The sequence below is a fragment of the Acinetobacter sp. HR7 genome (assembly GCF_000773685.1).
GTDB classification, from domain to species: Bacteria; Pseudomonadota; Gammaproteobacteria; order Pseudomonadales; family Moraxellaceae; genus Acinetobacter; species Acinetobacter thermotolerans.
Genome location: NZ_JPQO01000035.1, coordinates 1 through 14,512, shown reverse-complemented (window position 1 = coordinate 14,512; position 14,512 = coordinate 1). Strand labels below are relative to the sequence as shown.

Annotated in this window: 14 protein-coding genes and 1 pseudogene; 9 read left to right on the top strand and 6 right to left on the bottom strand. The window is 43.4% G+C overall.

All coding sequences use genetic code 11. The annotated features are described in order from the left end of the window. The first annotated feature begins 305 nt into the window (after nt 1–305). The 7 genes from GW12_RS02505 (at nt 306) to GW12_RS02475 (ending at nt 5,709) form a co-directional block, all read left to right on the top strand. Complete coding sequence (locus GW12_RS02505) at nt 306–890, top strand: aminodeoxychorismate/anthranilate synthase component II (RefSeq protein ID WP_034582995.1); 585 nt, start codon at nt 306–308, stop codon at nt 888–890. 17 nt (nt 891–907) lie between these two features. After that, nucleotides 908–1,954 carry an anthranilate phosphoribosyltransferase gene (gene trpD / locus GW12_RS02500; RefSeq protein ID WP_034582999.1) on the top strand — a complete coding sequence of 349 codons (1,047 nt, stop codon included), beginning with the start codon at nt 908–910 and terminating at the stop codon, nt 1,952–1,954. A 21-nt stretch (nt 1,955–1,975) separates the two neighbouring features. Further along, on the top strand, nt 1,976–2,782 hold the full coding sequence (gene trpC, locus GW12_RS02495) for an indole-3-glycerol phosphate synthase TrpC (RefSeq protein ID WP_034582993.1): 807 nt from the start codon (nt 1,976–1,978) through the stop codon (nt 2,780–2,782). Between the two features lie 393 nt (nt 2,783–3,175). Further along, nucleotides 3,176–3,856 (top strand): Smr/MutS family protein, encoded by a 681-nt coding sequence (locus GW12_RS02490; protein WP_034582989.1) that lies wholly within the window; start codon nt 3,176–3,178, stop codon nt 3,854–3,856. A 93-nt stretch (nt 3,857–3,949) separates the two neighbouring features. Further along, a complete protein-coding gene (folE, locus tag GW12_RS02485) occupies nt 3,950–4,498 on the top strand; it encodes a GTP cyclohydrolase I FolE (protein WP_171077650.1) in 549 nt (182 codons plus the stop codon). 89 nt (nt 4,499–4,587) lie between these two features. Then, nucleotides 4,588–4,947, top strand: coding sequence for a cupin domain-containing protein (locus tag GW12_RS02480; protein ID WP_034582983.1), 360 nt, complete (start codon nt 4,588–4,590; stop codon nt 4,945–4,947). Nucleotides 4,948–5,148: 201 nt separating this feature from the next. After that, nucleotides 5,149–5,709: a DUF4385 domain-containing protein gene (locus GW12_RS02475; RefSeq protein ID WP_034582979.1), complete on the top strand. Its 561-nt coding sequence runs from the start codon at nt 5,149–5,151 to the stop codon at nt 5,707–5,709. Here the strand turns inward: GW12_RS02475 and GW12_RS02470 are convergent, their stop codons facing one another. The 5 genes from GW12_RS02470 to hemE form a co-directional block, all read right to left on the bottom strand. Next, entirely contained in the window at nt 5,710–7,116 is a 1,407-nt protein-coding gene (locus GW12_RS02470) for a diguanylate cyclase (protein WP_034582977.1), read from the bottom strand. Between the two features lie 177 nt (nt 7,117–7,293). Then, nucleotides 7,294–9,177, bottom strand: coding sequence for a DUF4105 domain-containing protein (locus GW12_RS02465; RefSeq protein ID WP_034582997.1), 1,884 nt, complete (start codon nt 9,175–9,177; stop codon nt 7,294–7,296). Nucleotides 9,178–9,245: 68 nt separating this feature from the next. Then, nucleotides 9,246–9,719, bottom strand: coding sequence for a DUF3015 family protein (locus GW12_RS02460; RefSeq protein WP_034582975.1), 474 nt, complete (start codon nt 9,717–9,719; stop codon nt 9,246–9,248). A gap of 155 nt (nt 9,720–9,874) precedes the next feature. Further along, nucleotides 9,875–10,675 (bottom strand): DUF817 family protein, encoded by an 801-nt coding sequence (locus tag GW12_RS02455; protein ID WP_034582972.1) that lies wholly within the window; start codon nt 10,673–10,675, stop codon nt 9,875–9,877. 10 nt (nt 10,676–10,685) lie between these two features. Beyond that, entirely contained in the window at nt 10,686–11,756 is a 1,071-nt protein-coding gene (gene hemE / locus GW12_RS02450; RefSeq protein WP_034582969.1) for a uroporphyrinogen decarboxylase, read from the bottom strand. Between the two features lie 198 nt (nt 11,757–11,954). On the opposite strand from hemE, the gene GW12_RS02445 reads away from it, so the two are divergent. Beyond that, nucleotides 11,955–13,178, top strand: coding sequence for a L,D-transpeptidase (locus tag GW12_RS02445; RefSeq protein ID WP_034582964.1), 1,224 nt, complete (start codon nt 11,955–11,957; stop codon nt 13,176–13,178). A gap of 165 nt (nt 13,179–13,343) precedes the next feature. Further along, nucleotides 13,344–14,051, top strand: a complete 708-nt coding sequence (locus tag GW12_RS02440) for a pirin-like bicupin family protein (RefSeq protein ID WP_034582962.1) — start codon at nt 13,344–13,346, stop codon at nt 14,049–14,051. A gap of 336 nt (nt 14,052–14,387) precedes the next feature. Here the strand turns inward: GW12_RS02440 and GW12_RS15555 are convergent. After that, nucleotides 14,388–14,512 (bottom strand): annotated as a pseudogene (locus GW12_RS15555) (IS30 family transposase); the annotation flags it as partial.

Sequence of the window (14,512 nt, the reverse complement as noted above, 5' to 3'; positions counted from 1 at the left end):
TTATATCGAACTCAGGTTATTCATATAAATAGATTTAACTTACTATTAGTTATTTACTCACAAGTTCATAGTATTCTTTATCAATTATGCCTTATCAACCTTGTGCATTTACTTAAGCAGAAAAATTGGGCAAATTGTTGCGCAGAAGTTTCAGATAATTTGCTATGATGATCATCGCTTTATTTTCACACAATGAAATCAACGGCTTAGTTTGATTCTTTCAAACGGTCCAAGCCAGCCACAATAAAGCGTAATCTAGATTACCCAAGCACGTTTAAGTGCATTAATTTCAATAGGTTAAGCTCATGCTTTTAATGATCGACAACTATGACTCCTTTACTTACAACATCGTCCAGTACTTTGGCGAGCTGAATCAGGAAGTAAAAGTAGTCCGTAATGATGCCGTGACTTTGGAAGATATTGAGCGATGGCAACCGAAGTATTTGGTCATTGGTCCTGGCCCTTGTTCACCAAGTGAAGCAGGCATTTCCATTCCTGCCATCCAGCAGTTTGCCGGAAAAATTCCGTTACTGGGTGTCTGTCTGGGCCATCAGAGTATCGGACAGGCTTTTGGCGGCAATATCGTGCGTGCCAAACGTGTGATGCATGGTCGCCTGTCTGATATGTATCACAGCGACAAAGGCATTTTCAGCAACCTGCCATCACCATTTTCAGCGACCCGTTATCACTCGCTGGTGATTGATCAGGCGACTTTACCGGAGTGTCTGGAAGTGACCTGCTGGACCAATGAAGAAGATGGTTCGATGGAAGAAATCATGGGGGTGAAACATAAGACATTGCCGGTCGAAGGCGTGCAGTTCCACCCTGAATCCATCCTGAGCCAGCATGGCCATCAAATCTTTAAAAACTTTCTTGAAATTTATGCCTAATGAGTGAAGTGCTAAACATGAATATTCAACAAGCGTTAAGCAACATTACTAAAAACATCCACCTGACTCAGGAACAAATGGAAGACGTGATGCGTACCATCATGTCAGGTGAAGCAACCGATGCCCAAATTGGCGCCCTGCTGATGGGTCTACGCCTGAAAGGCGAAAGCATTGATGAGATTACCGCTGCAGCGCGTGTTATGCGTGAATTCGCAACTAAAATTGATGTCAGCGATGTCCCAAATCTGGTTGATATCGTCGGTACTGGTGGTGACGGACAGAACCTGTTTAACGTCTCAACCGCCTCTGCATTTGTAATTGCAGCTGCCGGTGCCAATATTGCCAAACACGGTAACCGCGGTGTTTCCACTAAATCAGGTTCTTCAGACCTGCTGGAACAGGCAGGTATTAACCTGGATCTAAATATGCAGCAAACTGAACGCTGTATCCGCGAAATCGGTGTCGGCTTCCTGTTTGCACCGAACCATCACAAAGCGATGAAATACGCGATTGGTCCACGTAAGGAACTGGGAATTCGCAGTATTTTCAACCTGCTTGGCCCACTGACCAATCCAGCCGGAGTGAAACGTTTGGTCATCGGGGTATTCTCGAATGAACTGTGCCGCCCAATTGCAGAAGTGATGAAACAGCTCGGTGCCGAACATGTCATGGTGGTGCATTCCCGTGATGGTCTGGATGAAATCAGTCTGGCTTCTTCCACTTATGTAGCGGAACTAAAAGACGGTGAAATTATTGAATGGGAAATCACCCCTGAATCTGTCGGTATCGCTTCACAGACCCTGACTGGGCTGATTATTGAGAACTCTGCGGAAAGTCTGAAACTGATTAAAGACGCTCTCGGCAAGAAAAAATCACCGATCGGTGAAAAAGCCGCAGATATGATTGCTTTGAACGCCGGTGCCGGTATTTATGTGTCTGGCCTGACCACGAGCTATAAGCAAGGTGTAGCACTGGCACATGACATCATCTACGGCGGTCAAGCGCTGGAGAAAATGGGTATTCTCGGTGAATTCACCAAAACTTTAAAACAGTACGAAGCTTAAGACGGCAGGAATTAAAAGATCATGGTTGATATTGCAAATACGATTCTCGGTAAAATTATCGATCGTAAAAAAGAAGAATTTGCTGCTCGTCTTAAGCAAAAAAGCTATAAGGATGTGGAAGAGCTGGCACAAGCTGCAACACCCGTGCGTGGTTTTGCCCAGTCACTACAATCTAAACGTCCTGGCGTGATTGCGGAAATCAAGAAAGCTTCTCCTTCCAAAGGCGTGATTCGCGAAAACTTTAATCCAGCAGAAATTGCGGCTCAGTATCAGGAAGCAGGTGCTGCCTGCCTTTCAGTTTTGACTGATGTAGATTTCTTCCAGGGTGCGGATGAAAATATTCAAATTGCCCGTTCACACTGCGACCTGCCTGCCCTGCGCAAAGACTTCCTGATTGACCCGTATGGTGTGATTGAAGCGCGCGCCTTGCATGCTGACTGTATCCTGCTGATTGTGGCATGTCTGTCTGATCAGCAACTGGAAGAAATGTCGAAGACTGCCTTTGAACACAATCTGGATGTACTGGTTGAAGTACATAACGAAGAAGAGTTAGGACGTGCTTTAAAACTTTCAGAGCGTTGCCTGCTTGGCGTGAATAACCGTAACCTGAAAACCTTTGATGTAGACTTGAATACTTCACTGCGTCTAAAAGAGTTGCTAGATCCATCACGTCTGCTGGTCACTGAAAGTGGTATTGCTACCCCTGCAGATGTCGCCATGATGCAGGAACATGACATTCATGCCTTCCTAGTTGGTGAAAGCTTTATGAAGCAGCCACGCCCAGATCATGCTTTCCGTGAACTGTTCGGTGCGCCTGAAACGGTTTAAATATCTTAAGTCAGGGCAAATTTCGTTTTGCCCTGATTTTATCTCTGCTAAATGGCAATAATACTCTATTCGCCCTCTTTTCTTATCCAAATTTAACAGCACTAACAAGCAAATATTCCAGCAATAAAAAGCATGAAATAAGACAGATCACTCATAGGTATTATTTAGACCAATAACTACAATATAAAACTCAGCCTGTTTTTTAAATAAAGGTTAAAACAGCAAAGATCAAAAGCTAAAATTCCAATCTGTTCTCATTATTTTTATATAAAGATCAATTTAATATTTACCTGAATAAAATACCCATAATGTGTGAATGCAATTCAGTTCTCATTTTCCCCATTCAGGACTATAATTTATGGATATTTTTCATATCTTCCACGTTTTTTCATTATGAGCAAACACGATTCTTCACTTACCAAAGATCAGTTCAATCTGCTAAAACAGTTTAAAAAGCAGATCATCACTCCTGCGCGGGTCGTGGCTGAAAAACCTGTGGTAAAAACACCTGAGCAGGAACAGGAAGACGACCTGGAACTGTTCCGCAAGCAGATGCAAGGTGTGCAGAAGATCGATAGTGGAAATATTGCCAAAATCGACAAACCTGCCAAGAAAAAACTGGATGCTCAAACTTTGGCGAAACGTGCTGCAGCGGAAGGCCCGATGGAAACGGATAATACGGTTCTATCTGATACCCAGGCGATGCTGAACCCGGTCGGCAGTCAGGCGGCTTTAAGCTACCGTATTGCTACCCTGCAACATAAAGTTTTTGAAGACCTGAAAGCTGGAAACCTGCGTTGGTATGAAGCGGTAGATCTGCATGGCTGTACCGTAGAAGAAGCGCGTGTTGCAGTGCTGCAAATTATCCAGATGGCCAAAGACGAAAACCAGAATGTGATCAAGATCGTACATGGTAAAGGTCCTGAAGCCATTTTAAAAACCCATGTCAATGGCTGGTTGCGTCAGCACCGTGATGTTTTGGCCTTTGTCAGTGCACCTGAAAATCAGGGCGGTACCGGTGCGGTGCTGGTTCTGCTCAAGCGTGCAGAAAAGAATCCAAAGTTTAAACAGTAATCGGAATTGACTCCAAATTAAGGCAATGTAATAGTTTTCTGCTACAATGCCGTCCTTGTTCTTTCTCAGTGTAAGTGAATACGTCATATGACTATGCAGCAATCCTACGCAAACATTCTTACTGCCGTTGGTGAAGATTTAAATCGCCCTGGTCTCAAAGATACGCCTATGCGTGCTGCCAAAGCCTTTTCGTATTTAACTTCTGGTTATAGCCAAACCCTGGAAGAAGTCACCAATAATGCCGTTTTTCCGTCCGATAATCGTGAAATGGTTTTGGTGAAAAATATCGAATTCTATTCACTGTGCGAACACCATTTATTGCCATTTTATGGTCGTGTGCATATTGCTTACCTGCCTGAAGGTCGGGTTTTAGGTTTGTCTAAATTTGCCCGCATTACAGAAATGTTTGCCCGTCGTCTGCAGATTCAGGAAAACCTGACCAAACAGATCGCAGATGCTGTGGCCGAAGTCACTGGCGCACGTGGTGTGGCTGTGGTGATTGATTCTGCGCATATGTGCATGATGATGCGTGGTGTTGGCAAACAAGAATCAACCACCCGTACTGTATCTTTTGTGGGTGATTTCAAAACCAATAAAGAAGAACGTCGTGAATTCCTGAGCGCAGTGCCTGAAGGCTACTAAATATATCAATTTCAACAGCCTCAACACTTGTTGGGGCTTTTTTATTTGTGTTTTAATTCCGCAAATTTGAATATTTTTAAGGAATTAGCATGTCAGCAATTTGGTTAGCCGGCCAAGGATTAACACACAGCGAAGCCACCATTGACTATCCCCGTCCTGACCGCTTGGTCAATGGTAATCCGAAACGTACCACCTACAGTTTATATGAACATCCCAACGTGAACTGCGGCATCTGGGAATGTGAAGTCGGCGCCTGGAATATTGTATTTGCCGAGAATAAACAGGAATTCTTTAATGTCATTGAAGGCGTAGTTCGCCTGCATAATACCGATAAAACAAGTTATGTTGAAATCAGAAGCGGTGAAGCTGGAGTAATCCCACCTGGTTTTATCGGTACCTTTGAAGTCGTGGAACAAGTGAAAAAATATTTTGTGGTGGTTGAAGTTTAAAACCTGCATCTGCAGGTTTTTTTCTTCTTATAATTTTATTGGCCAATTTTTCTCTACATAGTCTTACAGAATTCCTGCTCTTCTTTTCTTCAATATCGCCTACATTCTTTTTAGTATTTTTCATAAATTTGAACTGCTATTTTTTATCTCTATGACCATGCCTCAAAAAATGAGAAAAATAAAATTAATATCAGGATAAATATGACTAGAAAGAGCCAATCTGCCACTGTTCCACGGCGACCGTCACGAGTACAATCAGATAGCTTTGACTATACGCTGGATTTTGACCAGATTAATTTTAGAGAACATCCTGAACTGTATCGTATTGGTCGTGGTGAACAGGGTGTGCTTTCTGTCGAACCGTATAAGTCAGAAATCCTGCCTCATTGGCGATTTGCGGATGAAGAAAAAGCTAAAGAAAGCAGCACAAAAATTTATACCATGTTCTTGGACTATCTGAATAAGGAAGATTTTGTCGGTGCCGATATGGCACGTAAATTCCTACAGATGGGCTATACCCGGGCACGACGCTATGCTAATCATAAAGGCGGCAAGAAATATGCTGGCCCTGTGCCAGATGATAGAAAGGGTTTAAGCGGAGCACATGGTCGAGCAGAATTACCACGCCAACAAGAAGATCCTGTAAAAGCCGCCGCTGCCCGAATCTTCAAACAAAAATGGGATGAAGCACGGCTCCATCCCACCTATATCCAACAGAAAGAGAAATTCCAGAACTGGATTCAATCGCTACAATCAGATTGATCAGGCCATAGGAACACCAGCAGACTTCGTAGAAGTATCCGGACCATTCTTGAGCAAATACACCCGATTCCGGCCAGTATTTTTTGCGGCGTACAAGGCAGCATCCGCGCTATCCATGAATTTCTGATAATCCGGATGACCATCATAAATGGCACAACCAATACTCACGGTACATTTAAACTGAATGCCTTGAGCGGTGGTCAGCAGACCACTTTCGATACATTTGCGGATATTTTCTGCAATGCCCAGCGCACGCTGCTGATCGGTATCGACCAGCAACAACAGGAATTCTTCCCCACCCACCCGGAACGCATAGTCACTGCCCCGGCTATATTTCTGGATATTTTCCGAAATAAATTTGAGAGCCAAATCCCCAGCGGCATGACCAAACTTGTCATTGATGGTTTTAAAGAAATCAGCATCTAAGGCGAGTAAAGCCAGTGGCGTACGATTCTGACGCGCATAAGTAATTTCACGCGAAACGATGGTATTCAGGTAACGGCGATTAAGGAGTTGGGTCAGGGAATCATTGCCATTTTCAATATATTCAGCCACCTGGAACAGCTGGTCGATCAAGTGCTGCACTTCACGGTTCAGCTCACGAATATGCTGGATCAGCTCCAGTTTCTGTTCCTTATTGGAAGATTCCGCCAGCACCTGATTCAGCTTATCGACTTCGTAAATCCGGTCAATGATCAGCTGAGCCTGCTCGGAACCGGTAAAGGCATAAGACGCTTTATGAATGAACCACAGGCCAAATTCAGATTTAGACAGCATCGGGTGACGGAAATTTTCCTGACCAGAAAACACCTTAAACATCAGCTCATTTTCCCAATCCAGTAATGAGCCGCGCTGTTTATCTTTCTGTACCGCTACGTCCTGCATCGCAGAAAATAAACGGTAACTGTGCTTGATTTCCTGGTTCTTGGCTGTACGAGCTTCATAAGAACGGCACATGATCTCGGTCGCCAAACTGGTGATCTGCATGAGATAACTGCAAGCAGACAAGGTTAATAAATGTGAATTTTCCGCTAACAGTTCAAAAATCTTGCGATTGATTTCCCGGATCCCGCGCATGATCAGCCAGCCCGGAATCCCTACCCGGGCATGCACATGACCTACGGTATGCTGTTTTTGTACCGCCTGTAAAAAATGCTTGTTAATACCGACACTGAAACTTTCAATCAGCCATTGATGCAGGGTATTCCGCAGTCGCTGCTGAATGAGGTCATCGGAAAAGAATTCTGCTGATTCTTTTTCCAGCAGCATCTGTTTATAGAACTCTTCAACAAGAACCGGGGCATTATCCTGAATAAATTGAAAAGCATGGAGCAGATCATCGGATGAATAGTTCTGACAGATCTGCTGCCACTGCTCAGCTAACATATCCATACATTCATTGTCCATACTCAAACACCCCAAAAAATTAAGTGAACAATATAGCAAATTTAAATCAATCTGCTACCCTGCTCATCTATTTTTTTTATTAATCATGGCTTAATTTAATCAATAAATGCACCCGTTTTGATGGATTTTAACTGTATGGAATCTAATATTTTTTAGATATAGTACTCAATTTTTCATTTAAAAATAGTGAATGAAGTTCAAGAACGTTGACTGCCAGTCTAGCTTGCCTTGTTGCTGATATTGCCAGCCGATGCGAATGGCATTTTGTGTATTAAACGCATATTGCGCCTGTGTATTCAGGTTTAGCATCCATTGATGGCTGTCATGCCAGTACGGCAGTTCTAGCTGTACCAGGCTTTGAATATTTGACGTCCAACTGTTCTGACAGCCGATTGTTGGTCCAATTCCTACTCGCCAACCTTGATCCAAAGCTTTACCCAACTGGACATGATTTTGTAACTGTCCATAACACAAATGGTTACGTGCATCATCTGCCAAACTAAAACCAAACTGGGTCTTTAAACTGAATACTCCATGCTGTTCACCTTCACTAAACTGACCATCGTGCAGTGCTGCCTGTTGCCAGCCTAGATTAAAGCCCCAGGACAACGGCGTTTTAAATGGCGTCACTGGAGTATAGGCATTGACAGTGAGTACATCCAGATGTTCCAGCTTAAGCTGATCTTCACGGTATTGCAGGCTGCCATCGAAAAGCACCAGTTGTGTTCCAATACGATAACCGCCGAGTGGATCCATCAGGTCATGATAGGCCTGCCGGTGACCGATTTCGATCATCTTTTTGCCTTGAACCTCACCAGTTTTAAGCGAGAGATTGCGCGCCGCATGTCCCTGTACCGGATCAATTTCTGGTGTAGACACTTGGAGTCTCTGTCGTTCAAAAGGCAACTGACTACGCTGCATCAACAACTGACGTAGTCTTGGCTGAGCCATCTTGGGATCAACTTTCTGACCGATAAATTGCAGATACAGATCATCATAGGCCATCTCCAAAATTTTAGCCTGCTCCTGTAGTGAGTAAGATGCTAATAAACTTTGATCTTGATTCTGCGCTGCTAATGCTAATTCATGAGCTGTCCGGGCAAGCGTATGACCATGCTGAGCCGCCTGAGCATTCAGCTGAGTTTCCAGTGCCTGGCGGTAGACTACATCTTTAATCAGCTTTTGTTGCTGAATCGCCTTGATGGTTTCTACTGGAATGGAAGCAACTTTAAACTTTTCCTGCAGGTTCGCTTCTGGCCGTACCAGATCAATCAGGCCTAATAAACGATAAGCACAATTGTCCTGAACAAAATAGTACGGGAACTGCACATGCTTCATTTCCCAGATATGCTGCACCAAAAATTGAGTTTCTTCTGGTGTTAATGTCAGTTCATATTCCCATAAATCCCGGCTTTCAAAATCGCCATATTCCTTCACCTTACGGTAATAAGGCATCAGGGAATATTCACCCGGATATTGCCCAGTAAGCCCTTTCCAGGCATAGGACCAGCTCTGCTCGCCTTCAACCGTTGCGGCATAGTTCACGGCATAAGAAACCAGTTTCAGTTCAGCCTGATCTTTAGGATCGAGTCGTAGCAAGGTATGCCCAAACATCGAACTAGGATTACCCATAAAGTCTGTAGCATAAATCAGGGTCGCTTTATACGGCTTGATCTCGGAAAGCCACTGATCCAGTTCCGGACATTCGGGTTTTGGTAATGTATTAGCAGGAATCTGTAATTTTTGGATGAGAAATTGACTGCGTGCCGGGAAACGGCATTGGATGGATTGGTTTGTTTCAGCTTGATTGAGTATGGCTTGAATATTTTCGGCCAGTTCAGCCTTTAAATTATTTTGCCCTTCAGGATGGTAAAAATAGCCAGCATAGTTAACTTCACTCTGCCCATTTTCACCCGCATACATTAAACGTTTCCAAGTGATGTCCTGATCAAGTCGCTGGGTTTGCACCTGCTGGATATAGTGTTCTGCAAGATTTGCATAAATAGTAGAACTAAAACAGCTGATTAAAAGGCTGGAACAGGCAAATACGCAGGACTTTATCTTAATCATGAATTTCTCATTTTTTGGACATAAAAAAACCCTGCCATCAGACAGGGTTTTCGGGCAGATTAAACATAAGCTTTCAGTACGTCGTCATTTGCCATCACTTGTTGCAGCGATGCCAAAACGTCTAGAGAAGTTTCATTTTCTGTTGCATAGATTTGAGAGAAGTTATTTTTAGATACGCTAAAGAAACGTGCCTTATCTTCAGATTTGATATTCAGCAATTCAGCCAGTACATTCAGGCTTTCACCTTCACCCACTGCCATATCACGCGCAAGTGCTTCAGCATTTTCATTGGTAAAAGTTACCACTTTTGCAGTAATTGTACCGGTACCGCTACAGCCTAAAGTACCAAAGGTAATACCGAATAACTGGTTAGCGAAGATACCATTCGTTGTTGCTGCCAGGATCTTTGGCAATTTACCAGACTGGCCTGCCCATACCTGAGTACCAATACCACAACCTGTGTCACGGTCAGCAAATGCAGCTGTTGAACCGACTGCCAATACTGCAGCCAAAGCAATTTTTTTTAACGTTATTCATTCTCCAGAGAAATTCTTATAAAGCTTTCTTGTTAATGCATTTTTGTGTATTTGTGATTACACGCTTGTTAGATTATCGAGAAGTTAGACATATGGCAAAACAAATTTGCTCATTTTTTCATCTTAAATATTCAGTCCATTCATCCGCGATTTTAACTTTTCAGTTTCCAGTTTCCCTGCTGATCACGAATACCCAGAATCTTCATGACTAATACCAGACTTAACAATAACAGCAGATACCAGGAACCCAGTTTGGCCCATCCAACCATATGCCATTTCTCTACCTGACTTGGATAGAGCCAAATTTGATAGAAGGTACTAATGTTTTCCGCAATCCAGATAATAAAAGCCAGTAAGACTAGAACCGGCAACATGGGCAATTGAAAATTATGGTTATTGAGCTGAAAACGGATACGGGTTTTCCAGAAAATCACCGTACTCCAGACAAAGAGGATCACACGGTAATCTGGAATAAAAAACTTGCTCATAAAATTGATATAAGACAGCACCGCCAACGCCAGCATATTTACAAAGCTTGGTAATCGTTCAAAAGACACCTGAAATAAACGCAGCGAACGGGCAAAAAAACTACCGACTGCCGAATACATAAAACCAGCAAACAACGGCACGGTCAGAATCTTGAAAATTGCTGGTTGTGGATATTGCCAGGAGGCAATTGCCGGATGGGTCAGAAAAATTTCCATACCCATCGCCAGAATATGGAATAGTGCAATTACCCGAGCTTCTGCCCAGGATTCTAATTTTGCATAAAGCAGAATGGCCTGAATGATCAGCGCATAAAACAGCAGATAGTCATAACGGTAGAAACCATAAAACAGCTCACTACCCATCGAGGCACTAACCGCAAAAGCCAGCAGGAGTAAAATTCCAAATAAGGCAGCCGAAGCTGCCTTAAATGAAAATTCAAACCCTGATTTGAATAGGTTGATCAAGGTTTACATCCTAAAGGTATTTGGCACTGTACTCATGCACGGTATCAATAAACACTTTAGGGTTTGCCGGATCGACCCATTGGGTAATGCCATGACCGAGATTCGCTACATATCCAGTCTTTTCACCATTCGCGTAAGCATCATCCAGCATCAGCTTGGTCGCTTTGGCAATCGCTTCAGGTGAACCATACAGCGTTGCAGGATCCAAATTACCTTGCAGCGCTGCACGACCCGCCACGGTCTGACAGGCAACATTGAGTGGCGTGGTCCAATCCACTCCAAAAGCATCGGCACCGGTCGCCACCATTGGCTCCAGCCATTGTCCGCCGCCTTTGGTAAATAGGATCACTGGCACCTTACGACCGTCTTTTTCACGCTGCAAACCTGCCACGATTTTTTGCATATAATTGAGTGAAAATTCAATATATTCACGATGAGCCAGTGCACCGCCCCAGCTGTCAAAAATCTGCACGACTTGAGCACCGGCATCAATCTGTGCATTCAGGTATTCAGTCACCGCATCCGCCAGACGATTCAGCAAGGCATGCAACACCTCTGGCTGAGAATACATCATCTGTTTGGTAAAGCGGAATTCCTTGCTGGAACCACCTTCCACCATATAGGTTGCTAGTGTCCATGGGCTACCCGAGAAACCAATAAGAGGCACCTGCCCTCCTAAAGCCGAACGAATCGTAGAGACTGCATTCATGACATAGTCCAAATCGGCTTTGGCATTAAACTTAGGTAAATTCGCGACATCCTGCTCAGTGCGAACCGTTTTATGAAACTTTGGCCCTTCACCTGCTTCAAAATAGAGGCCTAATCCTAAAGCATCCGGAACGGTTAAAATATCTGAGAATAGAATCGCGGCATCCAGCTCATAACGGCGTAAAGGCTGTAAGGTCACTTCACAGGCAAAGTCAGTATTTTTGCAAAGTGACAGAAAATCCCCTGCTTTGGCCCGGGTTTCGCGATATTCTGGTAAATAACGACCCGCCTGACGCATCATCCATACTGGCGTGGTATCTACAGGCTCACGTAACAATGCACGCAGAAAACGATCATTTTTTAAGGTCGTCATTCACATTCCCATCAATCTTTGACATTCGGGACATCATAACAAAAAGCCCGCTTTTTTAATAACTTCACATTACTTTAAAAATCGATCATGATAAGCAGCTAATGTGTTGTTTCACAAAACAACTACTGCATCTACATAGTTTTTCTGTAATACTTATTACGTTATTTAAATAGTTTATGAATAATTAGGTTGAATTACATGTTCGTTCGCACAATGCTCGCCATGAGTTTAAGTTGCATCTTTGCAGGTACTGCTTTCGCTGCTTCTGCTACTGAACAGCCACTAAATCCCCAAAAAGTAGTGACCGATGTTGCGGTTCAAGATCCAATCGATCCGCTTGCTACAGAAGCATCAGCAGCCAAGTCTGGAGATGCAAAAATTACGGCTCAGGAGCAGCGCGAGCTGAATCAGGCTTCTGAGACCTTAGATGACCTGCAGGAAGCAGAAGATACTGACGCTGCTATTGGTGCTGCACCAACTACATCATCAAAAACTATTGCAACGACTGCGAATAAAGCGTCATGGACGCTGGAAGGCCTGAACAATGCGGAATGGTATGAAAATATAGGTAAAGGCCAATTCCCTGTCTATGCCCGCGCACACGTCATGCTGAACAATGCCCATGCTTCACCAGGTGCAATTGACGGGACTAGCGGTAAAAATACCCTGAAAGCGATTGCTTCTTTCCAGCAAATGAACGGTATCAAACCAACAGGTGAACTGACCAAAGAAACCTGGGATAAACTGGTCGCTCTGCAAGGTTCTAAACCAGCGTTTGTTGAATACACCATTACCGAAGAAGACCTGAAAGTTCCTCTGGCAAAATCAATTCCAGGTGATTATGCTCTTCAGGCGAAAATGCCAGGTTTGTACTACACCAGCCGCACTGAAATGTTTGGTGAAAAATTCCACATGGATGAAGCATTCCTGAAACAGCTGAACCCAGGTGCGAACTTTAACAAAGCGGGTCAGAAGATTATTGTGACCAATATCCGTAACAACCTGTCTGAAGACATTCACCTGATTGTGGCACACAAAGGTGCAAAACAGCTGTACCTGTTTAACAGCAAAAACCAGATGGTCGGTTCTTTCCCGGCAACCATTGGTGGTACCGATACCCCATCACCAACGGGTACCCATAAAGTGGTCGGTGTAGCACGTAATCCGCATTACAGCTACTCGCCTTCTAACTTTGTGCAAGGCAAAAACTTGAAACCATTGACTTTACCACCTGGTCCAAATGGTCCTGTAGGTAACATCTGGATTGCACTGAGCAAAAAATCATTTGGTATCCACGGTACACCAAATCCATCAATGATTTCTAAATCATATTCACATGGCTGTATCCGTCTGACCAACTGGGATGCAAATGACTTGGGTCGTAAAGTGAAAGCAGGTGCTACCGTTCGCTTTGTCGAATAATCATCTGCTCATCTAAATAAAAGCCTGCTTTCGAGTGGGCTTTTTCATTTTTGGAAAATGATTGCATCGTTGCAAATCTGCAATGATCTGTCGCATGAATATGCTTTTTAGAAAATGAGTACAACGCTAAGATGAACGCATGTTAGAAAAATGATGAGATCAAAAATGGATGCTTTCCTGCATAAAAGTGAAAACCGTGGTCATGTCAAAATGGGCTGGCTGGAATCACGCCACAGCTTTTCCTTTGGCAACTGGTATAACCCCAATTATAGGGGCGTCAGTGCCTTACGCGTAATCAATGATGACCTGATTGACGCACATCAGGGCTTTGGTCAACATCCGCATGACAATATGGAAATCCTGACCTGCGTGCTAAAAGGTACCATTACCCATCAGGACAGCATGGGCAACCATGGTGGCATTTCTGCTGGTGAATGGCAACTGATGAGTGCGGGTGCTGGTGTTCGTCATAGTGAAATGAATCAGGGTGATGAACAGGTACATTTACTGCAAATCTGGATTATTCCGAATGAACGAGATGCCGAGCCAAACTACCAACAGATTCGTCTTGATCCACGCGAACAGCCTAATCAGTGGCATCTGATTTGTGGGCCAAATACCAATGCACCGATGCATATTCGTCAGAATGCTGAAGTCAAAACCGCAGTGATTGAACAAGGTCGTGCCCTGCCAATTAAAGCTACCCAATACATTAACTATGTACATATAATTGAAGGTAGTGTGCAGATTGGTGAATATACCTTAAATGCCGGTGACGCCTTAGCATTCCTTGAAGAGGTTGAAATAAAAGCTTTGGAAAATGCACAACTGATCTGGTTTGATCTACCAGAAGTCAAACACCAAGATTCTTAAAAATGTTTTAGATGACGATTGATCAATTTGGTTAATCGTCATGCTTGCATTAACAAAATAATATTGAAATTAGCTTAGGCTATTTTTTATTTTAGAAAATAAATCATACCAAGACACGTTATATCTTTACCGAAGCCTATCCTTTTTTAAGTAAAAATATTTCAACTTTACCTTTAACCAGGGTATCTCATTTTCCTATCTGGTCATTTTCAGCCAAACAACCTCAGTATTACAACTTTAATTCTAAGAATCAGAAGAGAACACCCTTATGAACCAGATCTTAGATATACAAACCAGCCAACAACAGGCTTTACTGTATTTATTAACTTGGCGGATTCAAGCGGCAAGTGCAACAGTATAAAAACCAGCCATAACTTCACTCGGTGTATACCAACCTAGCGTTTTTCTAGGACGATGGTTGAGTGCAAATTCTATCTGCTCTATTTGTTCGTTTGACACGT